An 18,823-nucleotide genomic window follows, 5' to 3' on the forward strand; every position below is an offset into this window, starting at 1 on the left:
GGTTTTCTCCAGGTCGTTCTGACCCAGCGCCATCCTCCAGTCCGCTCGACGCCAGTCCGGTTGATTCCTCAAGCTTCCCCCATTTCCGCCCGTTAACCGTCCCGAGCGCAAGCGCAGCGATGGGTGAATTGGCTGGAGCGAGCGCCATCAGAACTCTGAAGGAACGGGGAAATCATGTCGTTTGCTGTCGCATATCCTGCCGGGCGTGCCGGGCGGGGTGGATCTTTCGTATCGCAACCATCGCTCACCTCCCGGCAGGCCGCGTTGGGCGGGATTGCTCGCTGGGCGGATCTTGTCATGTTGTCGACACTGCTGTGCTCGGGTGCGGCAGCATTGGCGATTGGGGTGCATTACTACGCATTGACGCTGGCGATTGGTGCTGGCGGGGCTCTGGTGGTGCTGGGGTCTCTGACTTACCTCATGGCGCGTGGGACGCAGTTCAGCGGGTATGTGCTGGTGGCCGCCAACGTGGCGATGGTCGTGCTGCATATCCAGTTGTCGCATGGACTGACCGAGTTTCACTTTGGCGTGTTCGTGCTGCTGGGGCTGCTGCTGGTCTATCGCGACTGGCGTCCGCTGGTGTTTGCGGCGGCGCTGTTTGCGGTGCACCACGTGGTGTTCGATCGGCTGCAGGCGTTGAGCTATCCGTTCTATTGCACGGGCGAAGCTGATTTTGCGCGGGTGTCGATGCATGCCATCTATGTGGTGGTGCAGACCGCGATCGAGATCGTGCTGGCGCTGCAGTTGCGACGCGCGGCGGTGGAAGGTGCCGAGTTGTCGGCGCTGGTGGCGCAAGTCGATGGCGGCGATCGGATCTCCCTGGATGTGGAAAGCGTGGCGGTCAGTGTGCCGACAGCGCTGGCGCTGAAGGCGGCCATCACACGGATGGGAGCCGCGATGATCGAGGTCCGCACCGCGGCGATGTCCGTGGAAGACGCCGCATCGGAGATCGCCAGCGGCAGCATGGATCTCAGCACGCGGACCGAGCGGCAGGCGTGGGACGTGCAGCAGACCTCGGCGTCGATGCAGGAAATCCACACGGCGGTGCAGAGTGCCGCGCAGACGGCGGGCGAGGCCAGTTCACTGGCAGGCGAGACTTCGGATGCCGTGGTGGATGGCGGCGAGGCGGTGGGGCGCGTGGTGGAGACGATGGATGGCATCTCGGCCTCGGCGGACCGCATCGCGGAAATCACGGGGCTGATCGACAGCATCGCGCTGCAGACCCACATCCTGTCGCTCAATGCTTCGGTGGAAGCGGCGCGGTCCGGCGAGAGCGGGCGCGGGTTTGCCGTGGTGGCCACCGAGGTGCAGCAATTGGCGCATCGGACTTCGACGGCTGCGCGCCAGATCCGCGAGTTGATCGGCGAAAGCAGCGCGCGCGTGGCGCAGGGCCGGCAGCAGGTAGCCACGGCGCATGGCGGCATGGGCGATATCGTGGCCAAGGCGCGACGCGTCAATGACCTGATCCGCAGCATCTCCAGCGCCACCGATCAGCAGGCCGCCGGCATGGGGCAAGTGGGCGAGGCCGTGGCGCAGATCGATAGCATGACGCGCCAGAACGCGGCGCTCGTGGAAGAAAGCGCCGCAGCGGCAGAGAGCCTGAAGGACCAGGCGTCGCGACTCAATGCGGTGGTGGACCAGTTCCATCTGCTTGGCAACGGACGGCCCGCATAGGCCGGCGGATGAGGGACACGCCACTTCGGCCCTGCGCATTGCTATGATGCGCCGCATGGCCGAAGACCTGTTCATTTCCCATCACGAGTACGAGATCACCGCGATCCGCGCCCAAGGCGCGGGCGGGCAGAACATCAACAAGGTGTCCAATGCGGTGCATCTGCGCTACGACGTGCGCGCGTCGTCGCTGGCGGAGGACCACAAGGAGCGCCTGCTGGCGCTGCACGACCACCGCATCACGCGCGATGGGGTGATCGTGATCAAGGCGCAGCAGCATCGGAGCCTTGAGATGAACCGAGAGGAAGCGGTGCGCCGGCTGCATGAACTCGTGCAGAGCGTGGCCACACCACCGCGCGTTCGTCGGGCCACTCGGCCGACGCGTGCTTCGCGGGTACGCCGGGTCGATGCCAAGGTCCAGCGCGGACAGGTCAAGGCATTGCGTGGCAAGGTGATCGATTAGAGACCACCGCCCTACCACCTCCCATATATCGACAGTTTGAATCGAACAAATATTTCAAACGGACGACAGAGGGCTGGGACAACGCGCCCATAGGCAGGCATGCTCGGGTTTCCGATTTCATGACCGACCCTGACTCTCATCTGCCGCCCCATGTCATCTGTCACCACTGCCGCACCGGACGTCACGCTGGCACCCATTCCGCGCGATCCCGGCTGGCCCATCGTCGGCAATCTCTTCCAGATCACGCCCGGCGAGATCGGGCAGCATCTGCTGGCGCGCAGCCGCCATCACGACGGCATCTTCGAACTGGATTTTGCGGGGCGGCGTGTACCGTTCGTGTCGTCCGTGGAACTCGCGGCAGATGTGTGCGATCCGGCGCGCTTCCGCAAGATCATCGGCCCGCCGCTGTCCTATCTGCGCGACATGGCCGGCGATGGCCTGTTCACCGCACATAGCGACGAGCCGAACTGGGGGTGCGCGCATCGCATCCTGATGCCGGCCTTCAGCCAGCGCGCGATGAAGGGGTACTTCGACGTGATGTTGCGTGTGGCGAATCGGCTCGTGGAGAAATGGGATCGCAAGGGCACTGACGCCGATATCGCCGTGGCCGATGACATGACGCGGCTCACGCTCGATACCATCGCGTTGTCCGGCTTCGGCTATGACTTCGAGTCGTTCGCGAGCGAGCAACTCGATCCGTTTATCGTGGCCATGGTCGGCGCGCTGGAAGAGGCGATGCAGAAGCTGACCAGGCTGCCGATCCAGGATCGATTCATGGGCCGCGCGCATCGCCAGTTTGCTGCCGATACCGCGTACATGCGCAACCTCGTGGACGATGTGATCCGCCAGCGTCGCGCGGCACCGATGCCGGGCATGGACCTGCTGAACCTGATGCTGGAAGCGCGCGATCCCGAGACCGACCAGCGGCTCGACGACGCCAACATCCGCAACCAGGTCATCACGTTCCTGATCGCCGGGCATGAGACGACGAGCGGTCTGCTGACGTTCACGCTGTACGAACTGATGCGCAACCCCGGCGTGCTCGCGCAAGCCTATGCCGAAGTGGATGCGGTGCTGCCCGGTGACGCGCCGCCCGTGTATGCCGATCTCGCGCGCATGCCGGTGCTCGATCGCATCCTCAAGGAGACGCTGCGGCTGTGGCCTACTGCGCCGGCATTCGCGGTGGCGCCGTTTGCCGATGAGGTCATCGGCGGGCGCTATCGGCTGCGCAAGGATCGACGCATCTCGGTGGTGCTCACGGCGCTGCACCGCGATCCGAAAGTGTGGGCGCATCCCGAGCGATTCGATATCGACCGCTTCCTGCCCGAGAGCGAAGCCAAGTTGCCGCCGCACGCCTATATGCCTTTCGGCAGCGGCGAACGCGCGTGCATCGGCCGGCAGTTTGCACTGACGGAAGCCAAGTTGGCGCTGGCGCTGATGCTGCGCAACTTCGTCTTCCACGATCCCTACGACTACCAGTTCCGGCTCAAGGAAACACTGACGATCAAACCGGACAACCTTGTGCTGCGCGCACGCCGTCGTCGTCCGCATGAACGGATGGTGACGAGCCATGCGGTGTCTGTCGTCGCGGATACGGCGCAGGCCGAGGTGCGTGGCAATGGTCAGGCGATGACCGTGCTGTGTGCATCGAGCCTGGGCACGGCGCGCGAACTGGCCGAACAGATTCACGGTGGTGCGATCGCCGCAGGGTTCGCCAGCACGCTCGCCGATCTCGACGATGTGGTGGATGCGTTGCCGACATCGGGACTCGTCGTCGTCGTGGCCGCCACGTACAACGGCCGCGCGCCAGACTCTGGGCGCAAGTTCGAATCGATGCTCGATGCCGGTGGCGTGACGGGCTATCGCGCGCAGGATATTCGGCTGGCGATGCTCGGTTGCGGTAACTCGCAATGGGCCACGTATCAGGCGTTTCCGCGTCGCGTGTTCGAGTTCTTCACGGATGCTGGCGCAGTGCCACTGTTGCGCCGTGGAGAAGCCGACGGCAACGCCGATTTCGATCAGGCGGCCGAGCGGTGGCTCGCGCAACTGTGGCAGGCATTGCAGGCCGATGGCGCGCAAGCCGGCGGCATCGCGGTGGATGTGCAGATGCGCAGCGTTGCAGCGATTCGTGCGGAGACGTTGCCGGCCGGGACGCAGGCGTTCACGGTGATCGACAACATCGAGTTGATCGATGCACCGGATGGACTGTGGGATTTCTCCATCGAAGCGCCACGTACTTCCACGCGCAGCATCACGCTGCGACTGCCGCCGGGTGTGTCGTATCAGACGGGCGATCACCTCGCTGTCTGGCCGCAGAACGAATCGGCACTCGTCACCGCGCTATGCGAACGGCTCGACCTCGATCCCGAAGCCATCGTCACGCTGTCTGCGCCGCAAGGGAGTGGACGTGGATTGCCAGTCGGGCAGGCGCTGCCGCTACGTCAGTTGCTGACGCATTTCATCGAACTGCAGGATGTGGTGTCGCGCCAGACGCTGCGCGCACTGGCGCAGGCCACGCGCTGTCCGCATACGCGACAGTCGCTGGAACAACTCGCATCGGACGAAGGCTATGCGGAAAAGGTGGCTGCGCGCCGACTCGGCATTCTCGATGTACTCGACGCGCATCCGGCTATCTCGCTGACATTGCCGCAACTGCTGGCCTGCACGGTGCCGATGCGCCCGCGCTTCTATTCGATCGCCTCATCGCCGCTGGCTTCGCCCGATATCGCCACGCTGCTCGTGGGCACGGTGTGGGCGCCGGCACTGTCGGGACGTGGACAGTTTCGTGGTGTGGCCTCGACATGGCTGCAAGGGCTGACGAACGGTACGTGCATTGCCGCATCGATCCGCACACCGAATCCATCGTTCGCACCCCAGCCAGATCCGTCAGTGCCGATGCTGCTGATCGGACCCGGTACTGGCATCGCGCCGTTCCGTGGCTTTATCGAAGAGCGCGCCGCACAGCAGGTGGCTGGCGCAACGGTCGCGCCGGTGCAGTTGTATTTCGGATGTCGTCACCCGGAGCATGACTGGCTCTATCGGGAAGACTTCGCACGATGGGCCGAGGCGGGTGTGGTGGAGATTCACACGGCGTACTCGGTAGTGCCGGGTGCTGCGCGCTATGTGCAGGATCTGCTGTGGGAACGGCGTGCCGATGTGTGGCAACGCGCTCAGGCCGGTGCAACGATCTATGTCTGCGGCGATGGCCGACGCATGGCGCCTGCGGTACGCAAGGTGCTGATCGAGATAGCGGGGGAGCAGGGCGGGATGGCGGCCGATGAAGCGTCGGCGTGGTTGGCGGGGATGGTGGAGCGGGGGAGATATCGGCAGGATGTTTTTAATTGAGGTAATTGCTTCCCTGTCGGTTTGCTCCCCTCTCCCGCAGAGCGGGAGAGGGGTTGGGGGAGAGGGCCAGAAGTTCTGCTTGCCGACACCTCGCGATTTTCACCGCTTGCCCTCTCCCCTACCCCTCTCCCAGAGGGAGAGGGGAGAACACCAACGCGAAATCAGCGGGCGGACTGCAACGCCGCGATCCGCGCTTCAATCGGCGGGTGGCTCGAGAACAGCGCCAGCCACGACTTGCCGCCCGAGATGCCCATCGCCTGCATGTTCTGCGGCAGGCCATCGGCATCGAGACCACCGAGGCGACGCAGTGCGGACACCATCGGCGACGGCGAGCCCATCAGTTGCGCAGCGCCTGCATCGGCGCGGTATTCGCGATGACGCGAGAACGCGGCGACGATGATGCTGGCGAGGATACCGAACACGATCTCGCAGACCACGACGGTGATCATGTAGCCGATGCCGGGGCCGCTCGACTCCTCGTCGTTGCGGCGCAGCCACGAGTCGACGAAGTAGCCCACCACGCGTGCCATGAAGATCACGAACGTGTTCACCACGCCCTGGATCAGCGTCAGCGTGACCATGTCGCCATTGGCGATGTGCGCCACTTCGTGCGCGAGCACAGCCTCCACCTCGTCATGCGACATCGATTGCAGCAGGCCGGTGGACACCGCCACGAGCGAGTTCTTCTTCGAGGCACCGGTCGCAAACGCGTTGGGCTCGCCATCGTAGATTGCCACTTCAGGCATTGGCAGGTTGGCGCGCGTGGCGAGCTTCTGCACGGTCTGCACAAGCCACAGCTCGGTGCTGGTGCTCGGATGCGTGATGACCTGCGCACCCGTAGACCACTTGGCGATGGTCTTGGACATCAGCAGCGAGATGAACGAGCCGCCGAAGCCCATCAGCGCGGCAAACGCCAGCAGGGTGCCGAGATTCAGTCCGTTGGAAGTCAGGAAGCGGTTCACGCCCAGCAGGCTGGCCGTGAAGCTGAGGACGAGCATGACGGCGAGGTTGGTCGCCAGGAACAGGAATATTCGTTTCATGGATGTGGGGATAACAAGACGCGGCGGGGCCGCAAGCGCGCACGGCACGGGTAGCGTGCCATGCAACGTAAGGGCGCGGAAGAGACTCCGCGCGAAACGGGGTCAGCCGCGCGGTGGGCGCGGCAGCAGAGGCAGGTCGGGATCGGGCAATCGCGCCACCGCGTAGCGGGGCACGGTGCCGCGTGCAGCAGAGGCCATCACGCGCGGCACGGGCGCGGGCAGCAACTGCTCGGCAAAATCGGCGCCGGGTGGCGTCGGTTCGGCGGTATCCGAGGGATAGGAAGAATCGGGCGCAAGAGGCGCGGCGAGGTCGGCCTGATCAGCCGCCACCGCGAAGTTCGCTTGCGCGAGCGGCGCGGGTTGCACCATGTCGATGCCGCTGGCCGATGCCGACATGCCAATGCCGGCCCATGCCTGCAGGGGCAGGAAGGCAAGCAGCACGATCATCAACAGGAAGCGAAGCGGTTGCACGGGGGCGGGTGACGCAGGAGACAGAAAATGTTGCTGTCGATTCTACAGGATGGCGAACCGGTGCGCAGGGTGCGCCCCGAGCTACGCGGCTTATCTATCCGACCGATCACCCGACGACATGAAGTGCCGCCCGCGTGCCCCACCACGCGGCTTCCTCGAAGACCGACAGCCCGGACAGATCGGCATGCGCGAACAGCACCGGACCATCCGCCGCACGCAACGCGGCAAGGCCGGGGTTGCCAAGGAAGCCGGGTACCGGCGTGGCCATCGCGTGGCCGCGTGCGGTAATCTCCACGGCATCGGCATGGCGCCAGAACTCGCGGTCATAGACGTGACGCAGATCGGCGCTGGCGATCTCCATCAGCGCTGCGGGCGAGGCGTCGGCCAGCCAGCGGCGCACGTTATCGGGATCGGCACCAGCCGGTACGCCTGCCGCAGCATCGAGCGGACAATACGCGGTGAAAGCAGTCTGCGCCGGACGGGCTTGCCTGATCCATTGATGGGTGGCGACCACATAGCCCAGTCCGCGCGATCCATGCACGACGTTGTCCCAGGCCAGCGGCACACCCGCCGCTTCCTGCGGAAAGCCGCGCAAGCGAAACGACGACACCAGCCACGGCGCGTGATGCTGCAGATGCACGGCGGGATCGAAGCCGAGCGGGCCCAGCGGCATGATGCGTGCGGCCACGTGAAGCGGCATCGCGCAGATCACGCGGCGTGCGCGGATGTGGCGCAGTCTCGGCGGCTGGGTGATGCCATCCGGCCATTGCACGGTCAGCACGCGCACGCCTTTGCCATCCGGCTCGATGCGAACGGCCATGCCCGGTTGTCGCCAGGGCCGTTGCTGGCCCACGCGGCGGTCGATCTTCGTCACAAGCCGCGTGACAAGTCCGTGCAGCCCATCGGGGTAGGTCAGCACGGCGCCATCGGTGGCATTGCTCGCATGGCCGCCCCGGCTCGCAAAGTAGTGCAGGCCCGCCCAGGCCGACACGACGTCCGAACCCGCGCCGTAGTCATCGCGGCAGCAGTAGTCCGCATACCAGTGCAGCGTAGGTGCCGTAAAACCTTCGGCGTCCAGCCATGTCCGGAAGGTCTGCCGATCGAGTGCGCGCCACGCAGGATCACGCGACGACTCGGCTAGCGGGATCGCGAACACCTTGCGGCCATCTGTGCCCGTCGTCGTGCGCAACGCATCGATGCGAGCGAGAAAACGCGTGTGCTGATTGTGGAAGGTATCGCTATCGGGCAGCAGGCCATCGTGCCACGCGCCTTCGAAATACAGTCGTTCCTCAGGCGCGTGGACGACAAAGCGTTCGTCGAAGCGTGGTCGTGCATCGAAGGGATCGCGCTCGATGACGCCGAGGTCTGCCAGCATCTCGCGCACATGGGTCGATTCGGCGGAAGGCAGCGGCAGGTAATGTGCACCGCGCGGAAAGCCGATCTCGCCAAAGTTTCCGCCCGCAGCATTGCCGCCGAACTCGGGACCATCGAGCATGATGAAGTTGCGATGGCCGGCGCGCGACAACTGCCACGCTGCCGACACCCCACCGATGCCACTGCCGAGAATCGCCACGTCCACGCGTTGCTCGCTATCGGGCGCGGGCCATTCGCGTATGTTGCGCATGTCGCGCAGCGCGTGACCTTCCGCCATGCCGGGACGCAGCACGAGCGGCTCGGGTTCGCGCAGCCCCACGCCCGCAAGGAAGCGCGAGGCTTCATCGCCGAGCCGCTCGCAACCTGCCAATGCAGCCGTGGATGCTGCGATCAGGAAACGTCGTCGATCCATGCTGCGATGCGCGTCACGCTATCGAATGACATTGCGCCAGTCCTTCTCGAAATCGTGGACCAGCGTCTGCTCGTTGAGCCGGTTGGCATTACCCTGGCGCGGCGCCATATCGGCGGGGGAGCTGAACATCAGCGCGGTGCTGGCGGCATCGAGAAACTTCATCGGCACGTCATAGCGCGTGGGCGGCGTGTAGTCGTCGCGCTTGCCGGCCAGGATGAAGCCCCACTCGCCGAACGACGGCACATAGGTGTGATACGGCCAGGTATGCAGGCCGGCTTCGCGCAGCGTGGCGTCGATATCCCAGAACGAGCGCGGGGCGTAGTAGGGCGAGGTGGATTGCACCACCGCGTAACCCTTCTCGGCCAGATGGCGCGATAGCAGGCGATACATCGGCACGGAGTAGAGCTTGCCGAGGCCGAAGTTCGACGGGTCGGGCAGGTCGACGATGATCGCGTCGAAACTCTCGCGGTTGGTCTCCAGCCACTGCGCGGCATCGGCGTTGACGATGGTCACGCGCTTGTCGGTGAGCGAGCCCTGGTTCAGCGCGCGCAGCGGTTCGCTCCGCGAGAATAACGTGGTCATCGCCGGATCGAGGTCGACCAGCGTGGCATGTTCGATATGCGGATACTTGAGGATTTCGCGCATCGCCAGCCCGTCGCCGCCACCGATCACCAGCACGCGCCGTGCCCAGGGCAGCGCCTGTAGCACCGGATGCACCAGCGCTTCGTGATAGCGGTGTTCATCGCGCGAGGAGAACTGCAGATTGCCATTGATGTACAGGCGCAGGTCGTCCTTCCAGCGCGTGATCACCAGCCGCTGGTACGGCGTGCTTTCGCTGTGGATGATCTCGTCGCCGAACTGTCCGCGCTCGGCCCATTGCGTCAGTTGCGTGGAGCCAATGAACCCGGCAGTCAGCACCGCCAGCACGATGCCGGCGCGCATCGCCCGCATGACCACGCGCGAAATTTCGTTGCGGAAGATATGCAGCGTGAACAGCGCCACGCCCACGTTGAGCATGCCGAACAGGAATCCCGTGCGCGACAGCCCGAGCCGGGGCGCCAGCACCAGCGGGAACACGAGCGATACCGCCAGCGCGCCGAGATAGTCGAACGTGAGCACGCGGCTGACCAGATCGCTGAACTGCGCCTTGCGCGCGTTGAGGATGCGCATGACGAGTGGAATCTCCATGCCCACCAGCACGCCGATCACGAACACCAGCGCGTAGAGCGCGGTGCGGAACGGTGCCGACAGCCACGCGAACACCACGAACAGCAGCGCCGCCGAGATGCCGCCAAGTAGCCCGACGAGGATCTCGATATCGATGAATCGCGTGAGGACATCCTCGTCTTTCACATAGCGCGACAGCCACGACCCCACGCCCATGGCGAACAGGTAGCAGCCTATGATGGAAGAGAACTGGAGGATGGAATCGCCCAGCAAGTAGCTGGACAATGCGCCGGCGATCAGTTCGTAGCCCAGCCCGCAGGAGGCTACGATCAACACCGACAGGACAAGGGTACGGTCGCGCATGGAAGGCGGTCGCAAGGGGTCGGCGGGCGCGCAACACACGCCCAGATTGTCACGGAATTGGTAGTGGAAGAAATGGGACTGCGGATATACTTTGCCGCAACTTCCTGCGGCAGCAGCACGATACGGACAACCCGGACATGCAACCCATCTACGCCTACGCGGAGCACCTGCTGGCAAGCCTTGTGCTGCTGGTAGTGTTCGTCGGAGTCTACACCAGGATCACCCCGTTCCACGAGTTCACGCTGATCCGCCAGGGCAACATCGCGGCGGCGTTGTCACTGGGTGGCAGCGTGCTTGGATTCTGCTTCACGCTGTCATCGAGCATCCAGCACAACGACACGTTCCTGATGTTCCTGGTCTGGTCGTTCGGCGCGATGCTCGCGCAGGCCGTGGTCTATGCCGCGCTGGCCCGCGCGCTGCCCGACATGGACGCGGCCATCGAATCGAACAACATCGCCATGGGCGGGCTCATGGGCACGATGTCGGTATCGGTCGGCGTGCTCAACGCCGCCTGCCTGTCCTGAACCGCCGCAACCTTCCCTTTAGCGAGGCGCAGCCATGAGCATCGGGTCATTCATCAAGAAGCAGTTCATCGACATCCTCCAGTGGACGGAGGATACAGACGGCGTGCTGGCGTGGCGCCATCCGATGGAGGACATGGAAATCCAGTACGGCGGCAGCCTGACCGTGCGCGAGAGCCAGATGGCGGTCTTCGTCAACGAAGGCAAGATCGCGGACGTGTTCGGGCCGGGCATGTACAAGCTGACCACCCAGACGCTGCCGGTGCTCACGTACCTGAAGAACTGGGACAAGCTGTTCGAGTCGCCCTTCAAGTCCGACGTCTACTTCTTCAGCACGCGGCTCCAGATCGGTCGCAAGTGGGGCACGGCCCAGCCGATCACGATCCGCGATGCAGACTTCGGCATGGTGCGGCTGCGCGCGTTTGGGCTGTACTCGTACAAGATCGTCGATCCAAAGCTGTTCTATACCGAAATCAGCGGCACGCGCGCCGAGTACACGCGTGACGAGGTGGAGGAGCAACTGCGCAACCTGCTGATTGCGACGATGACCGGCACGCTGGGCGCGTCGTCGATCCCGTTCCTCGACATGGCCGCCAACCAGCCGCTGATGGCGCAGACCATCCGCGAGAAACTGGTGCCAGAGTTCGCGCGCTACGGCGTGGCGCTCGACAACTTCGCCGTGACCAACGTGTCGCTGCCGGAGGAATTGCAGAAGGCCATCGACACGCGGATCTCGATGGGCATGATGGGCGATATGGCCAAGTACACGCAGTACCAGGTGGCCAGCTCGATCCCGCTCGCGGCGCAGAACGAAGGTGGTATCGCCGGCATTGGCGCTGGACTCGCGGCCGGTGCGGTGATGGGCCAGGCCATGGCGGGTGGCCTGGTTGGCGGTGTGGCCGGCGCACCCGGCGTACCCGCGCCTGCGGTTCCGCCTGTGGCTGCTGCATCGGCTGCTGCACCCGCTGCCGATGACCCCGCCGCGCGCCTGCAGAAGCTCAAGGAGTTGCTCGACAAGAGCCTGATCTCGCAGGCGGAGTTCGATACGGCCAAGGCTGAGATCCTGAAGAAGCTGATCGGCTAAGCCTGCATGCAAACGGTCAACTGTCCGGGCTGCGGCGCGGAGGTCAGCTTTCGTTCGTCCGCCGCCGTCATGGCGGTCTGCGAGTACTGCAAGAGCACCTTGCTGCGCGAGGCCGACCAGGTGCGCGACATCGGCAAGATGTCCGCCGTGCTGGAGGACTACACGCCGCTGCAGATCCACACCAGCGGTACGTGGCAGGGGCAGGGCTTCACGCTGGTGGGCCGCATCCAGTTGCGCTACGACGCGGGGCTGTGGAACGAGTGGTACGTGCTGTTCGACGATGGTACGGACGGCTGGCTGGCCGATGCGTCGGGCCAGTACATGCTCACGCGACGCGTACCGGACGACGAGGCGAAGCGTGCATCGGTCAGCAAAATGCCGCGTTTCGATGCGCTGCGTCCCGGCACGCATCTGTTCTATGGCAACCATCGTTTCGAGGCCAGCGACGTGCGCACCGCACGCTGCACGGGTGGCGAGGGCGAACTGCCGTTCCAGGTGGCATCCGGATGGACGGCCCAGGTGGCGGACTTCCGGGTCGCCGACAAATTCCTGACGCTCGACTACGCGGATGGCTATCCGCCTGCCGTGTACACGGGCCAGGCGGTGATGTTGCCGCAATTGAAGGCCCAGTTCCTGCGTGAGGCCGATGCCATCGGCCGTACCGCCGACCGCTATCGCGGCAAGGCCGTACCACTGTCCTGCCCCAACTGCGGGAGCCCGATCAGCTGGCGCATGGGCGTGGCGAACTTCGTGGTGTGTCCGAGTTGCCATAGCGAGGTGGACTGCACCACGTCGACCGCCATCGTGCTGGAGAAACACGCCGAGATCGAGGCATTACAGACGAGCCTGACGCCCGGCGAGGTCGGCACCATCGACGGCAAACCGTACACAGTGCTGGGCCTGCTGCAGTGCGTGGACGATGACGAAGACGAATCGTCCACGTGGATCGAGTACCTGCTGTTCAACGAACAGTCTGGCTTTATCTGGCTCGTCGAGCAGGATGCGGGCTGGGACCGCGTGCAGGTGCTCGACGAATGGCCGGGCACATCGTTGCCGGCATCGGTGAAGCTCGGCGGACAGAAGTACGAGCGCGGCTTCCACTACCGCAGCACGGTGCTGTACGCAGCGGGCACGTTCAACTGGCGTGTGCAGGCCGGCGACGCCACGATGCTGACCGAGTTCGGTCCGCCGGTGCGCCGACTGACGCGCGAAGCCTCGGAAACCGAGATCGTGTGGACGCGCTCCACCACGGTCAGCCGCACGCAGGTGGCGGAATGGTTCAAGGGCAACAAGGCGCTGGCCGCCGCGAAATCACTCAAGGACACACCGCGCGCCGCCGCGCAGACCGGCGACCTGGCTTACTTCCGCAAGGTGGCCTGGGGCGTTGCCATCATCATGTGGCTGCTGAATGGACCGCTGGCGCTGTTTGGTCGGGCCAGCTTCGCCGCGCTGATTGTCGGCACGCTGTTACTGTGGGCGCCGATCTGGGTGGCTGCCTCCATGTCTGGGGGCAATGCCGATGCGGATGACGATGACGATTAAAAAGAGGGGCTGACTTGCGTTTCCTGTTTCTGGTCTACGGAATCATCATCCTGTTCGGCGTCACGTTCTACACGATAGGGTCCACGAGCGGATCGTCATCGGGCAGCCGAAGCTGGGGCAGTTCCGGCGGCGGCTGGTCGTCCGGCGGCGGTGGTCACAAGTAATCTGCGATCGATACGCGATGAATGCGCCCACACTGATCTGCCCGCCCATGCTCGGCCAGCACCTGCTGCTCGACATGCAGGGCGTACTTGCGGCTGCGCTGACCGATGCGGTACACATCGAGCGTGTCCTGCGCGATGCGGCGCATGCGGCCGGCGCCACGGTGGTGGATGCGCGGCTCCATCACTTCGGTCCCGGTCTCGGCGTGACGGGGGTACTGCTGCTGAAGGAGTCCCATATCAGCATCCATACGTGGCCGGAGTACGGTTACGCGGCGGTGGATATCTTCATGTGCGGCACGGCGCAGCCCGCCCTCGGTGTCGATGTCATTGTCGACATGCTGCGGCCCGTGCATTGGCAGGTGCGAGACCATGCGCGCGGTCCGGGTTTTGCACGGCCTGCGCAACCGGTCTAGACTGGCGGCTAACCCTGTAACAACTACAGGGATGGAGGTCTGGATATGCGCATCGGCGAACTGTCGCGCCACAGCGGCTGCGACGTGGAAACCATCCGGTACTACGAGCGGGAAGGGCTGCTGGACGCACCTGCCCGCGAAGACAACGGGTATCGCCGCTATGGCGATCCGCACCTCGTGCAACTCAATTTCGTGCGCCACTGCCGTTCGCTGGGGATGAGCCTGGCCGATGTGCGGCGGCTGCGGGATTTCCAGCGTAATCCGTCGCTGGCCTGCGACGATATCGACACGTTGCTCGACCGTCAGATCGATCAGATCCACGCCCAGCGCGTGGCACTGGAGGCGCTGGAGACCCAGTTGCGCGCGCTGCGCCATACGTGCGAGAACCCGAATCCTCATCCGGCCAGTGAGTGCGGCATCCTGCAGAACCTGCAGCAGGCGGCCGAAGGCGCCGCATGCGAATGCCACCCGCGCCACTGAGCGGCTGAGGTTTTCCCCGCTATTTCCGGGAGCCCCTCGGCACGGGCCTGTGCTAGCATGGCCGTTCGCGTTGCGCTGACACCACGCGCAGCGGCTTTTCCTGCTTCAACTAATTCAGAAAATTCTCACGATGCCTCGTCGTCTTTCGTTCGCCGCACTTGCCATGGTCCGCTCCGCGCGACCGGTGCGCGCACGTCTGATGATGCAGCCCATCACCCAGACCCGCCGGATCAACGCCCCGCTTGATCCCGCCCGGTTCCCGGCCTGACTGACCCCGCCGCTTAGGGTCCGGTGCCGAACCGGGCCGCAGCACCGCGTTCTCCCTATCGATTCATCCACGGCCTGCCGGGCAGACTTGCTGCGCCGGCGCCGCTTTTGCGAGAGGCATTGCCATGGCAAAGACCAAAGCACCTACGCTGTACCTGACCGAACTCGACGTCACGCGCCTGGAAGCCATTGCCAGCCGCGCCGGCACCGCCGAGCTCGATGAAATGCTCGACGCACTGCTGGAGCGCGCCGCCATCGTCACGCCCGATGCCATCCCTCGCGACGTTGTGACGATGAACTCGCGCGTGGTCTGCACGCTGGAGGGTGATGCCCAGCCACGTGAGTGGACACTGGCTTACCCCGACGATGCGGATCTGGCGGCGGGACGTTTGTCCGTGCTGTCGCCGATTGGCCAGGCGTTGCTGGGTGCGCGCGCCGGGAAGACGGTGGATTACCGGTTGCCGAATGGTATGGCGCAGCGCGTGACGATTGTGGATATTGCGTTTCAGCCGGAGGCTAGTGGGCAGTACACGTTGTAGACATCGCATCTCCCCACTGCTGGTTTCTCCCCTCTCCCACAACGTGGGAGAGGGGCTGGGGGTGAGGGCAAGCGCTCGCACACCGAGATGCCTGATCGCAGCTTGAAAGTCCAGCCCTCACCCCCGTCCCTCTCCCGCCGTGCGGGAGAGGGGAGCAAAACACAGATAGCCCTTCCAAACCTACCCTCCGGTAGCACCCGCTCGTCTCCCGACCCCGTCGTTTCACGGCTTGCAACGCACCATTCGTCGCAGCGGTATTTCTCGCTGATCTACTACCCACTAACCTTCAGTCCGTGCTCGCATCGCTACATAGATAGCGCATCGGGCAAGTTGTCGGCAGTGACCATAAAAAAGTAGTGAATCAGTTGAAGGAGTCCCAGATGAACGCCAGACGTACCCTTGGCGGTGCCCTGCTGCTCGCCGTGTTTGCCGCGTCGACCGCATTTGCCGCACCCGCCGCCACCAAGAAGGTGGGCAAGTTCGACGTGTATGCCGACGCCGCGCGCACCGGCAAGTTCGACACGTTCAGCGAAGGATCGAAGATCGGCAAGTACGATACCTTCACGGACGGTGCCCGTCAGGGCAAGTTCGATACCTTCAGCGAAGGCGCCCGGCAAGGCAAGTTCGACAGCTACAGCGAAGGCTCGCGCGCATTCAGCGGCGAGATCTCCGGATCGGCGCTCGACAACTCGCGCAATGGCGATCTGTACGGCTACAAGGTTTGATAGCCCAGCAGAAAGCAAATCGGCGACCCGCTTGATGGCGGGCCGCCGATCCTGATTTCCAGTTTCTCTCCCACCTGCGCAGCCGACCTCCTCCTTCTCTCTCCGCTGCGCAGGTGATTTTTCCCCGCCTTGTCTTTCCCGCTATCCCTTCAGACTTCGCCTAGAGTTGCTTCGCGGCGAACGTATCGCATTTGCGGATATCGCCCGTGTTGAGCCCCTGGCGCAGCCATTTCACACGCTGCTCGCTGGTGCCGTGCGTGAACGCCTCGGGCACCACATAGCCTTGCGACTGTTTCTGCAGCCGGTCGTCGCCGATGGCTGCCGCGGCCTTCAATCCTTCCTCGATATCGCCGGGCTCCAGCAGTTGCTGGTTGAGCTTTTGCGCCGTGGCGGCCCAGACACCTGCCAGGCAGTCGGCCTGCAATTCCATGCGCACCGACAACTGGTTGGCCTGCGCCTCGCCCATGCGTCGCCGCGCCGAATCGACCTTGCCCGATACGCCGAGCAGGTTCTGGATGTGATGCCCAACCTCATGCGCGATCACATACGCCTGCGCGAAATCGCCACCCGCACCAAAGCGCTGGCGCAGTTCGTTATAGAACGCGAGATCGATATAAACCTTCTGGTCGGCCGGGCAGTAGAACGGTCCCATTGCGGATTGCCCCGTACCGCACGCCGTGGGCGTGGCACCCGAAAACATCACAAGCGTGGGCGCAGCGTAACGGCGGTTCAGATCGGTCTGGAAGATGTGGTCCCACGTACGCTCGGTGTTGCCAAGGACCTTGCGCGTGAACACGCTCAACTGATCGGCGGCCGGCGCGCGCTGTGCCTGCGACTGCGGCGCCTGCTGCGGCTGGAGATTGGACGCGCCCTGCAGGATCAGCATCGGATCGATGCCGAAGAAATAGGACGCCGCCAGCGCGATGACTACCGTGCCAATGCCAATCGACTTGCCACCCAGCGGAAATCCTCCGCCGCCACCGCCCCGGCGGTCTTCCACATTCTGGCTTTCGGCTTCGTCGTCGAGACGCATATCGGGGGCTCCATCGGCTGGTGTGTGATGCCGCTGGAGTATAGCAATGGTGTCTGACGGTGTTGAGCGCTGCGGTGTTTGCTCCCCTCTGGGTTTTCTCCCCTCTCCCTCTGGGAGAGGGGGCGGGGAGAGGGCAAGCGCTTGCGTACCGAGATGGCTGATCGGAGCTTGAAAGGCCGGCCCTCTCCCCCGCCCCTCTCCCGCAAGGCGGGAGAGGGGAGCAAACCATCAGGGAATTACACCGTCTCAGCCGCCGGCACCCGCCCAATATCCAACCCCTCCACCTCCGTCCCCACTTCCGCCACGCGCAGCAGGTTCGTCGTGCCGCCCTGCCCGAAGGGCATCCCCGCAGCAATCGTGATCTGATCGCCCGGTGCGGCGTAGCCTTCCACGAGTGCGGCGCGTGCCGCGGCCTGCACCATTTCGTCCACGCTCTGCACGTCGGGGCTGACCGTCGAATGCACGCCCCACGTCATCGCCAGGCGTCGCGCGATGTCGAGGTTCGGCGTGATGCTGACGATGGGTGCAGCGGGACGCTCGCGCGCGGCGCGCAATGCCGTGGCGCCCGACGACGTGTAGGTGACCGTGGCCTTGGCGCCGATGATGTTGGTCACTTCACGCAGCGCGGCGCAGATGGCATCCTGGCGCGTGTTCAACGGTGCTTCGTGCTGCGCATCGAGCATGTTGCGGTAGAGCGGATCGCGTTCCACCTCGGTGATGATCCGGTCCATCATGGCCACGGCCGGCACCGGATGGCGACCATTGGCGGATTCGGCCGAGAGCATCACGGCATCGGCGCCATCGTAGATCGCGCTCGCCACATCCGAGGCTTCGGCGCGCGTCGGTACCGGCGAGTCGATCATCGACTCCAGCATCTGCGTGGCGATGACGACGGGCCTGCCCAGTTGGCGGCAGATGCGCAGGATGCGCTTCTGTACGCCGGGCACACGCTCGGGCGGCAGTTCCACGCCGAGGTCGCCACGCGCCACCATCACGGAGTCCGACACGCGCACGATTTCTTCGAGTTGCTGCAGCGCCGCTGGCTTCTCGATCTTCGACAGCACACCCGCACGCGTGCCAATGATCTCGCGCGCTTCCACGATGTCCGAAGGACGCTGCACGAACGACAGCGCGATCCAGTCAGCGCCAAGTTCCAGTGCGAAGTCCAGGTCGCGCCGGTCCTTCTCGGTCAGTGCGGGAATCGGGATCACGGCATCGGGCACGTTCACGCCCTTGCGGTCGGACAGCGTGCCGTTGTTGGCCACGCGCGTGGTGATGCTGCCGCTCGACACGTTCTCGATATTGAGCCGCACCTTGCCATCGTCGATCAGCAGCGACTGCCCGGCGCTGGCCGCCTTGAACAGCTCGGGGTGGGGCAGATACACGCGCGTGCCATCGCCGGGCGTGGGGTCGCTGTCGAGCACGAACACGTCGCCTGCACGCACGGCCACCTTGCCGGCTGCGAAGGTGCCGATGCGCAGCTTCGGACCCTGCAGGTCCGCCAGGATCGCGATGGGGCGGCCGGTCTCGGCTTCCACCTGACGCACGGCGTCGTAGCGGGCACGATGATCCTCGTGATTGCCGTGGCTGAAGTTGAGCCGGAACACATCGGCCCCGGCATCGAACAGTTGGCGGATGACCGCGATGTCCGAGCTGGCCGGGCCGAGGGTTGCAACGATCTTGGCTTTGCGCTGGCGTCTCATAGTGTCTCTCTCCATCCTCTTGCGTTGCGTGTCTTGCTTGTGGGGT

The 18,823-nt window shown here is 64.6% G+C and carries 18 protein-coding genes; 12 read left to right on the top strand and 6 right to left on the bottom strand.

Features of this window, described 5'->3' with window-relative positions:
• The first annotated feature begins 297 nt into the window (after positions 1-297).
• The 3 genes from ABDB81_RS19245 to ABDB81_RS19255 all read left to right on the top strand — a co-directional run bounded on the left by ABDB81_RS19245 (position 298) and on the right by ABDB81_RS19255 (position 5,479).
• Complete coding sequence (locus tag ABDB81_RS19245) at positions 298-1,674, top strand: methyl-accepting chemotaxis protein (protein WP_346812932.1); 1,377 nt, start codon at positions 298-300, stop codon at positions 1,672-1,674.
• A gap of 55 nt (positions 1,675-1,729) precedes the next feature.
• Entirely contained in the window at positions 1,730-2,134 is a 405-nt protein-coding gene (arfB, locus tag ABDB81_RS19250) for an alternative ribosome rescue aminoacyl-tRNA hydrolase ArfB (protein WP_137927957.1), read from the top strand.
• 150 nt (positions 2,135-2,284) lie between these two features.
• Positions 2,285-5,479, top strand: coding sequence for a cytochrome P450 (locus tag ABDB81_RS19255; protein ID WP_346812933.1), 3,195 nt, complete (start codon positions 2,285-2,287; stop codon positions 5,477-5,479).
• Positions 5,480-5,640: 161 nt separating this feature from the next.
• On the opposite strand, the gene htpX is transcribed toward ABDB81_RS19255, so the two are convergent.
• From htpX to ABDB81_RS19275, 4 genes are all read right to left on the bottom strand, one after another.
• Positions 5,641-6,519 carry a protease HtpX gene (htpX, locus tag ABDB81_RS19260; protein WP_137928430.1) on the bottom strand — a complete coding sequence of 293 codons (879 nt, stop codon included), beginning with the start codon at positions 6,517-6,519 and terminating at the stop codon, positions 5,641-5,643.
• Positions 6,520-6,621: 102 nt separating this feature from the next.
• Positions 6,622-6,990, bottom strand: a complete 369-nt coding sequence (locus tag ABDB81_RS19265; protein WP_346812934.1) for a hypothetical protein — start codon at positions 6,988-6,990, stop codon at positions 6,622-6,624.
• A 106-nt stretch (positions 6,991-7,096) separates the two neighbouring features.
• Positions 7,097-8,776: an FAD-dependent oxidoreductase gene (locus tag ABDB81_RS19270; protein WP_346812935.1), complete on the bottom strand. Its 1,680-nt coding sequence runs from the start codon at positions 8,774-8,776 to the stop codon at positions 7,097-7,099.
• 18 nt (positions 8,777-8,794) lie between these two features.
• Positions 8,795-10,306: a polyamine aminopropyltransferase gene (locus ABDB81_RS19275; RefSeq protein ID WP_346812936.1), complete on the bottom strand. Its 1,512-nt coding sequence runs from the start codon at positions 10,304-10,306 to the stop codon at positions 8,795-8,797.
• 137 nt (positions 10,307-10,443) lie between these two features.
• Between ABDB81_RS19275 and ABDB81_RS19280 the strand changes: the two genes are divergently transcribed.
• The 9 genes from ABDB81_RS19280 (at position 10,444) to ABDB81_RS19320 (ending at position 16,041) form a co-directional block, all read left to right on the top strand.
• Positions 10,444-10,830 carry a DUF350 domain-containing protein gene (locus tag ABDB81_RS19280; RefSeq protein WP_137928433.1) on the top strand — a complete coding sequence of 129 codons (387 nt, stop codon included), beginning with the start codon at positions 10,444-10,446 and terminating at the stop codon, positions 10,828-10,830.
• Positions 10,831-10,864: 34 nt separating this feature from the next.
• Entirely contained in the window at positions 10,865-11,911 is a 1,047-nt protein-coding gene (locus tag ABDB81_RS19285) for an SPFH domain-containing protein (RefSeq protein ID WP_137928434.1), read from the top strand.
• A 6-nt stretch (positions 11,912-11,917) separates the two neighbouring features.
• Positions 11,918-13,453, top strand: coding sequence for a DUF4178 domain-containing protein (locus ABDB81_RS19290; protein WP_346812937.1), 1,536 nt, complete (start codon positions 11,918-11,920; stop codon positions 13,451-13,453).
• 14 nt (positions 13,454-13,467) lie between these two features.
• The gene (locus ABDB81_RS19295; protein ID WP_202126706.1) at positions 13,468-13,617 is read left to right on the top strand and encodes a hypothetical protein; all 150 of its coding nucleotides are present in this window, start codon (positions 13,468-13,470) and stop codon (positions 13,615-13,617) included.
• A 17-nt stretch (positions 13,618-13,634) separates the two neighbouring features.
• Complete coding sequence (gene speD, locus ABDB81_RS19300; RefSeq protein WP_137928436.1) at positions 13,635-14,030, top strand: adenosylmethionine decarboxylase; 396 nt, start codon at positions 13,635-13,637, stop codon at positions 14,028-14,030.
• 45 nt (positions 14,031-14,075) lie between these two features.
• Positions 14,076-14,510, top strand: a complete 435-nt coding sequence (locus ABDB81_RS19305; RefSeq protein ID WP_137928437.1) for a Cd(II)/Pb(II)-responsive transcriptional regulator — start codon at positions 14,076-14,078, stop codon at positions 14,508-14,510.
• Positions 14,511-14,640: 130 nt separating this feature from the next.
• Positions 14,641-14,778 carry a hypothetical protein gene (locus ABDB81_RS19310; RefSeq protein ID WP_212745281.1) on the top strand — a complete coding sequence of 46 codons (138 nt, stop codon included), beginning with the start codon at positions 14,641-14,643 and terminating at the stop codon, positions 14,776-14,778.
• Between the two features lie 124 nt (positions 14,779-14,902).
• Complete coding sequence (rnk, locus tag ABDB81_RS19315; protein ID WP_346812938.1) at positions 14,903-15,316, top strand: nucleoside diphosphate kinase regulator; 414 nt, start codon at positions 14,903-14,905, stop codon at positions 15,314-15,316.
• A gap of 380 nt (positions 15,317-15,696) precedes the next feature.
• Positions 15,697-16,041: a hypothetical protein gene (locus ABDB81_RS19320; protein WP_137928439.1), complete on the top strand. Its 345-nt coding sequence runs from the start codon at positions 15,697-15,699 to the stop codon at positions 16,039-16,041.
• Positions 16,042-16,201: 160 nt separating this feature from the next.
• On the opposite strand, the gene ABDB81_RS19325 is transcribed toward ABDB81_RS19320, so the two are convergent.
• A complete protein-coding gene (locus ABDB81_RS19325; protein ID WP_137928440.1) occupies positions 16,202-17,074 on the bottom strand; it encodes a neutral zinc metallopeptidase in 873 nt (290 codons plus the stop codon).
• 236 nt (positions 17,075-17,310) lie between these two features.
• Positions 17,311-18,777 carry a pyruvate kinase gene (pyk, locus tag ABDB81_RS19330; protein ID WP_346812939.1) on the bottom strand — a complete coding sequence of 489 codons (1,467 nt, stop codon included), beginning with the start codon at positions 18,775-18,777 and terminating at the stop codon, positions 17,311-17,313.
• Positions 18,778-18,823 lie beyond the last annotated feature (46 nt).

Source organism: Cupriavidus sp. DL-D2 (assembly GCF_039710735.1).
Lineage (GTDB): Bacteria > Pseudomonadota > Gammaproteobacteria > Burkholderiales > Burkholderiaceae > Cupriavidus.

What these genes read in the sequence shown, in the direction of transcription:
- ABDB81_RS19255 (WP_346812933.1), top strand. Translation starts at nt 2,285, where the DNA reads ATGTCATCTGTCACCACTGCCGCACCGGACGTCACGCTGGCACCCATT.
- ABDB81_RS19305 (WP_137928437.1), top strand. Translation starts at nt 14,076, where the DNA reads ATGCGCATCGGCGAACTGTCGCGCCACAGCGGCTGCGACGTGGAAACC.
- ABDB81_RS19320 (WP_137928439.1), top strand. Translation starts at nt 15,697, where the DNA reads ATGAACGCCAGACGTACCCTTGGCGGTGCCCTGCTGCTCGCCGTGTTT.
- ABDB81_RS19270 (WP_346812935.1), bottom strand. Translation starts at nt 8,776, where the DNA reads ATGGATCGACGACGTTTCCTGATCGCAGCATCCACGGCTGCATTGGCA.
- ABDB81_RS19245 (WP_346812932.1), top strand. Translation starts at nt 298, where the DNA reads ATGTTGTCGACACTGCTGTGCTCGGGTGCGGCAGCATTGGCGATTGGG.
- ABDB81_RS19285 (WP_137928434.1), top strand. Translation starts at nt 10,865, where the DNA reads ATGAGCATCGGGTCATTCATCAAGAAGCAGTTCATCGACATCCTCCAG.
- ABDB81_RS19325 (WP_137928440.1), bottom strand. Translation starts at nt 17,074, where the DNA reads ATGCGTCTCGACGACGAAGCCGAAAGCCAGAATGTGGAAGACCGCCGG.
- ABDB81_RS19310 (WP_212745281.1), top strand. Translation starts at nt 14,641, where the DNA reads ATGCCTCGTCGTCTTTCGTTCGCCGCACTTGCCATGGTCCGCTCCGCG.
- ABDB81_RS19280 (WP_137928433.1), top strand. Translation starts at nt 10,444, where the DNA reads ATGCAACCCATCTACGCCTACGCGGAGCACCTGCTGGCAAGCCTTGTG.
- rnk (WP_346812938.1), top strand. Translation starts at nt 14,903, where the DNA reads ATGGCAAAGACCAAAGCACCTACGCTGTACCTGACCGAACTCGACGTC.
- ABDB81_RS19290 (WP_346812937.1), top strand. Translation starts at nt 11,918, where the DNA reads ATGCAAACGGTCAACTGTCCGGGCTGCGGCGCGGAGGTCAGCTTTCGT.
- speD (WP_137928436.1), top strand. Translation starts at nt 13,635, where the DNA reads ATGAATGCGCCCACACTGATCTGCCCGCCCATGCTCGGCCAGCACCTG.
- htpX (WP_137928430.1), bottom strand. Translation starts at nt 6,519, where the DNA reads ATGAAACGAATATTCCTGTTCCTGGCGACCAACCTCGCCGTCATGCTC.
- ABDB81_RS19275 (WP_346812936.1), bottom strand. Translation starts at nt 10,306, where the DNA reads ATGCGCGACCGTACCCTTGTCCTGTCGGTGTTGATCGTAGCCTCCTGC.
- arfB (WP_137927957.1), top strand. Translation starts at nt 1,730, where the DNA reads ATGGCCGAAGACCTGTTCATTTCCCATCACGAGTACGAGATCACCGCG.
- pyk (WP_346812939.1), bottom strand. Translation starts at nt 18,777, where the DNA reads ATGAGACGCCAGCGCAAAGCCAAGATCGTTGCAACCCTCGGCCCGGCC.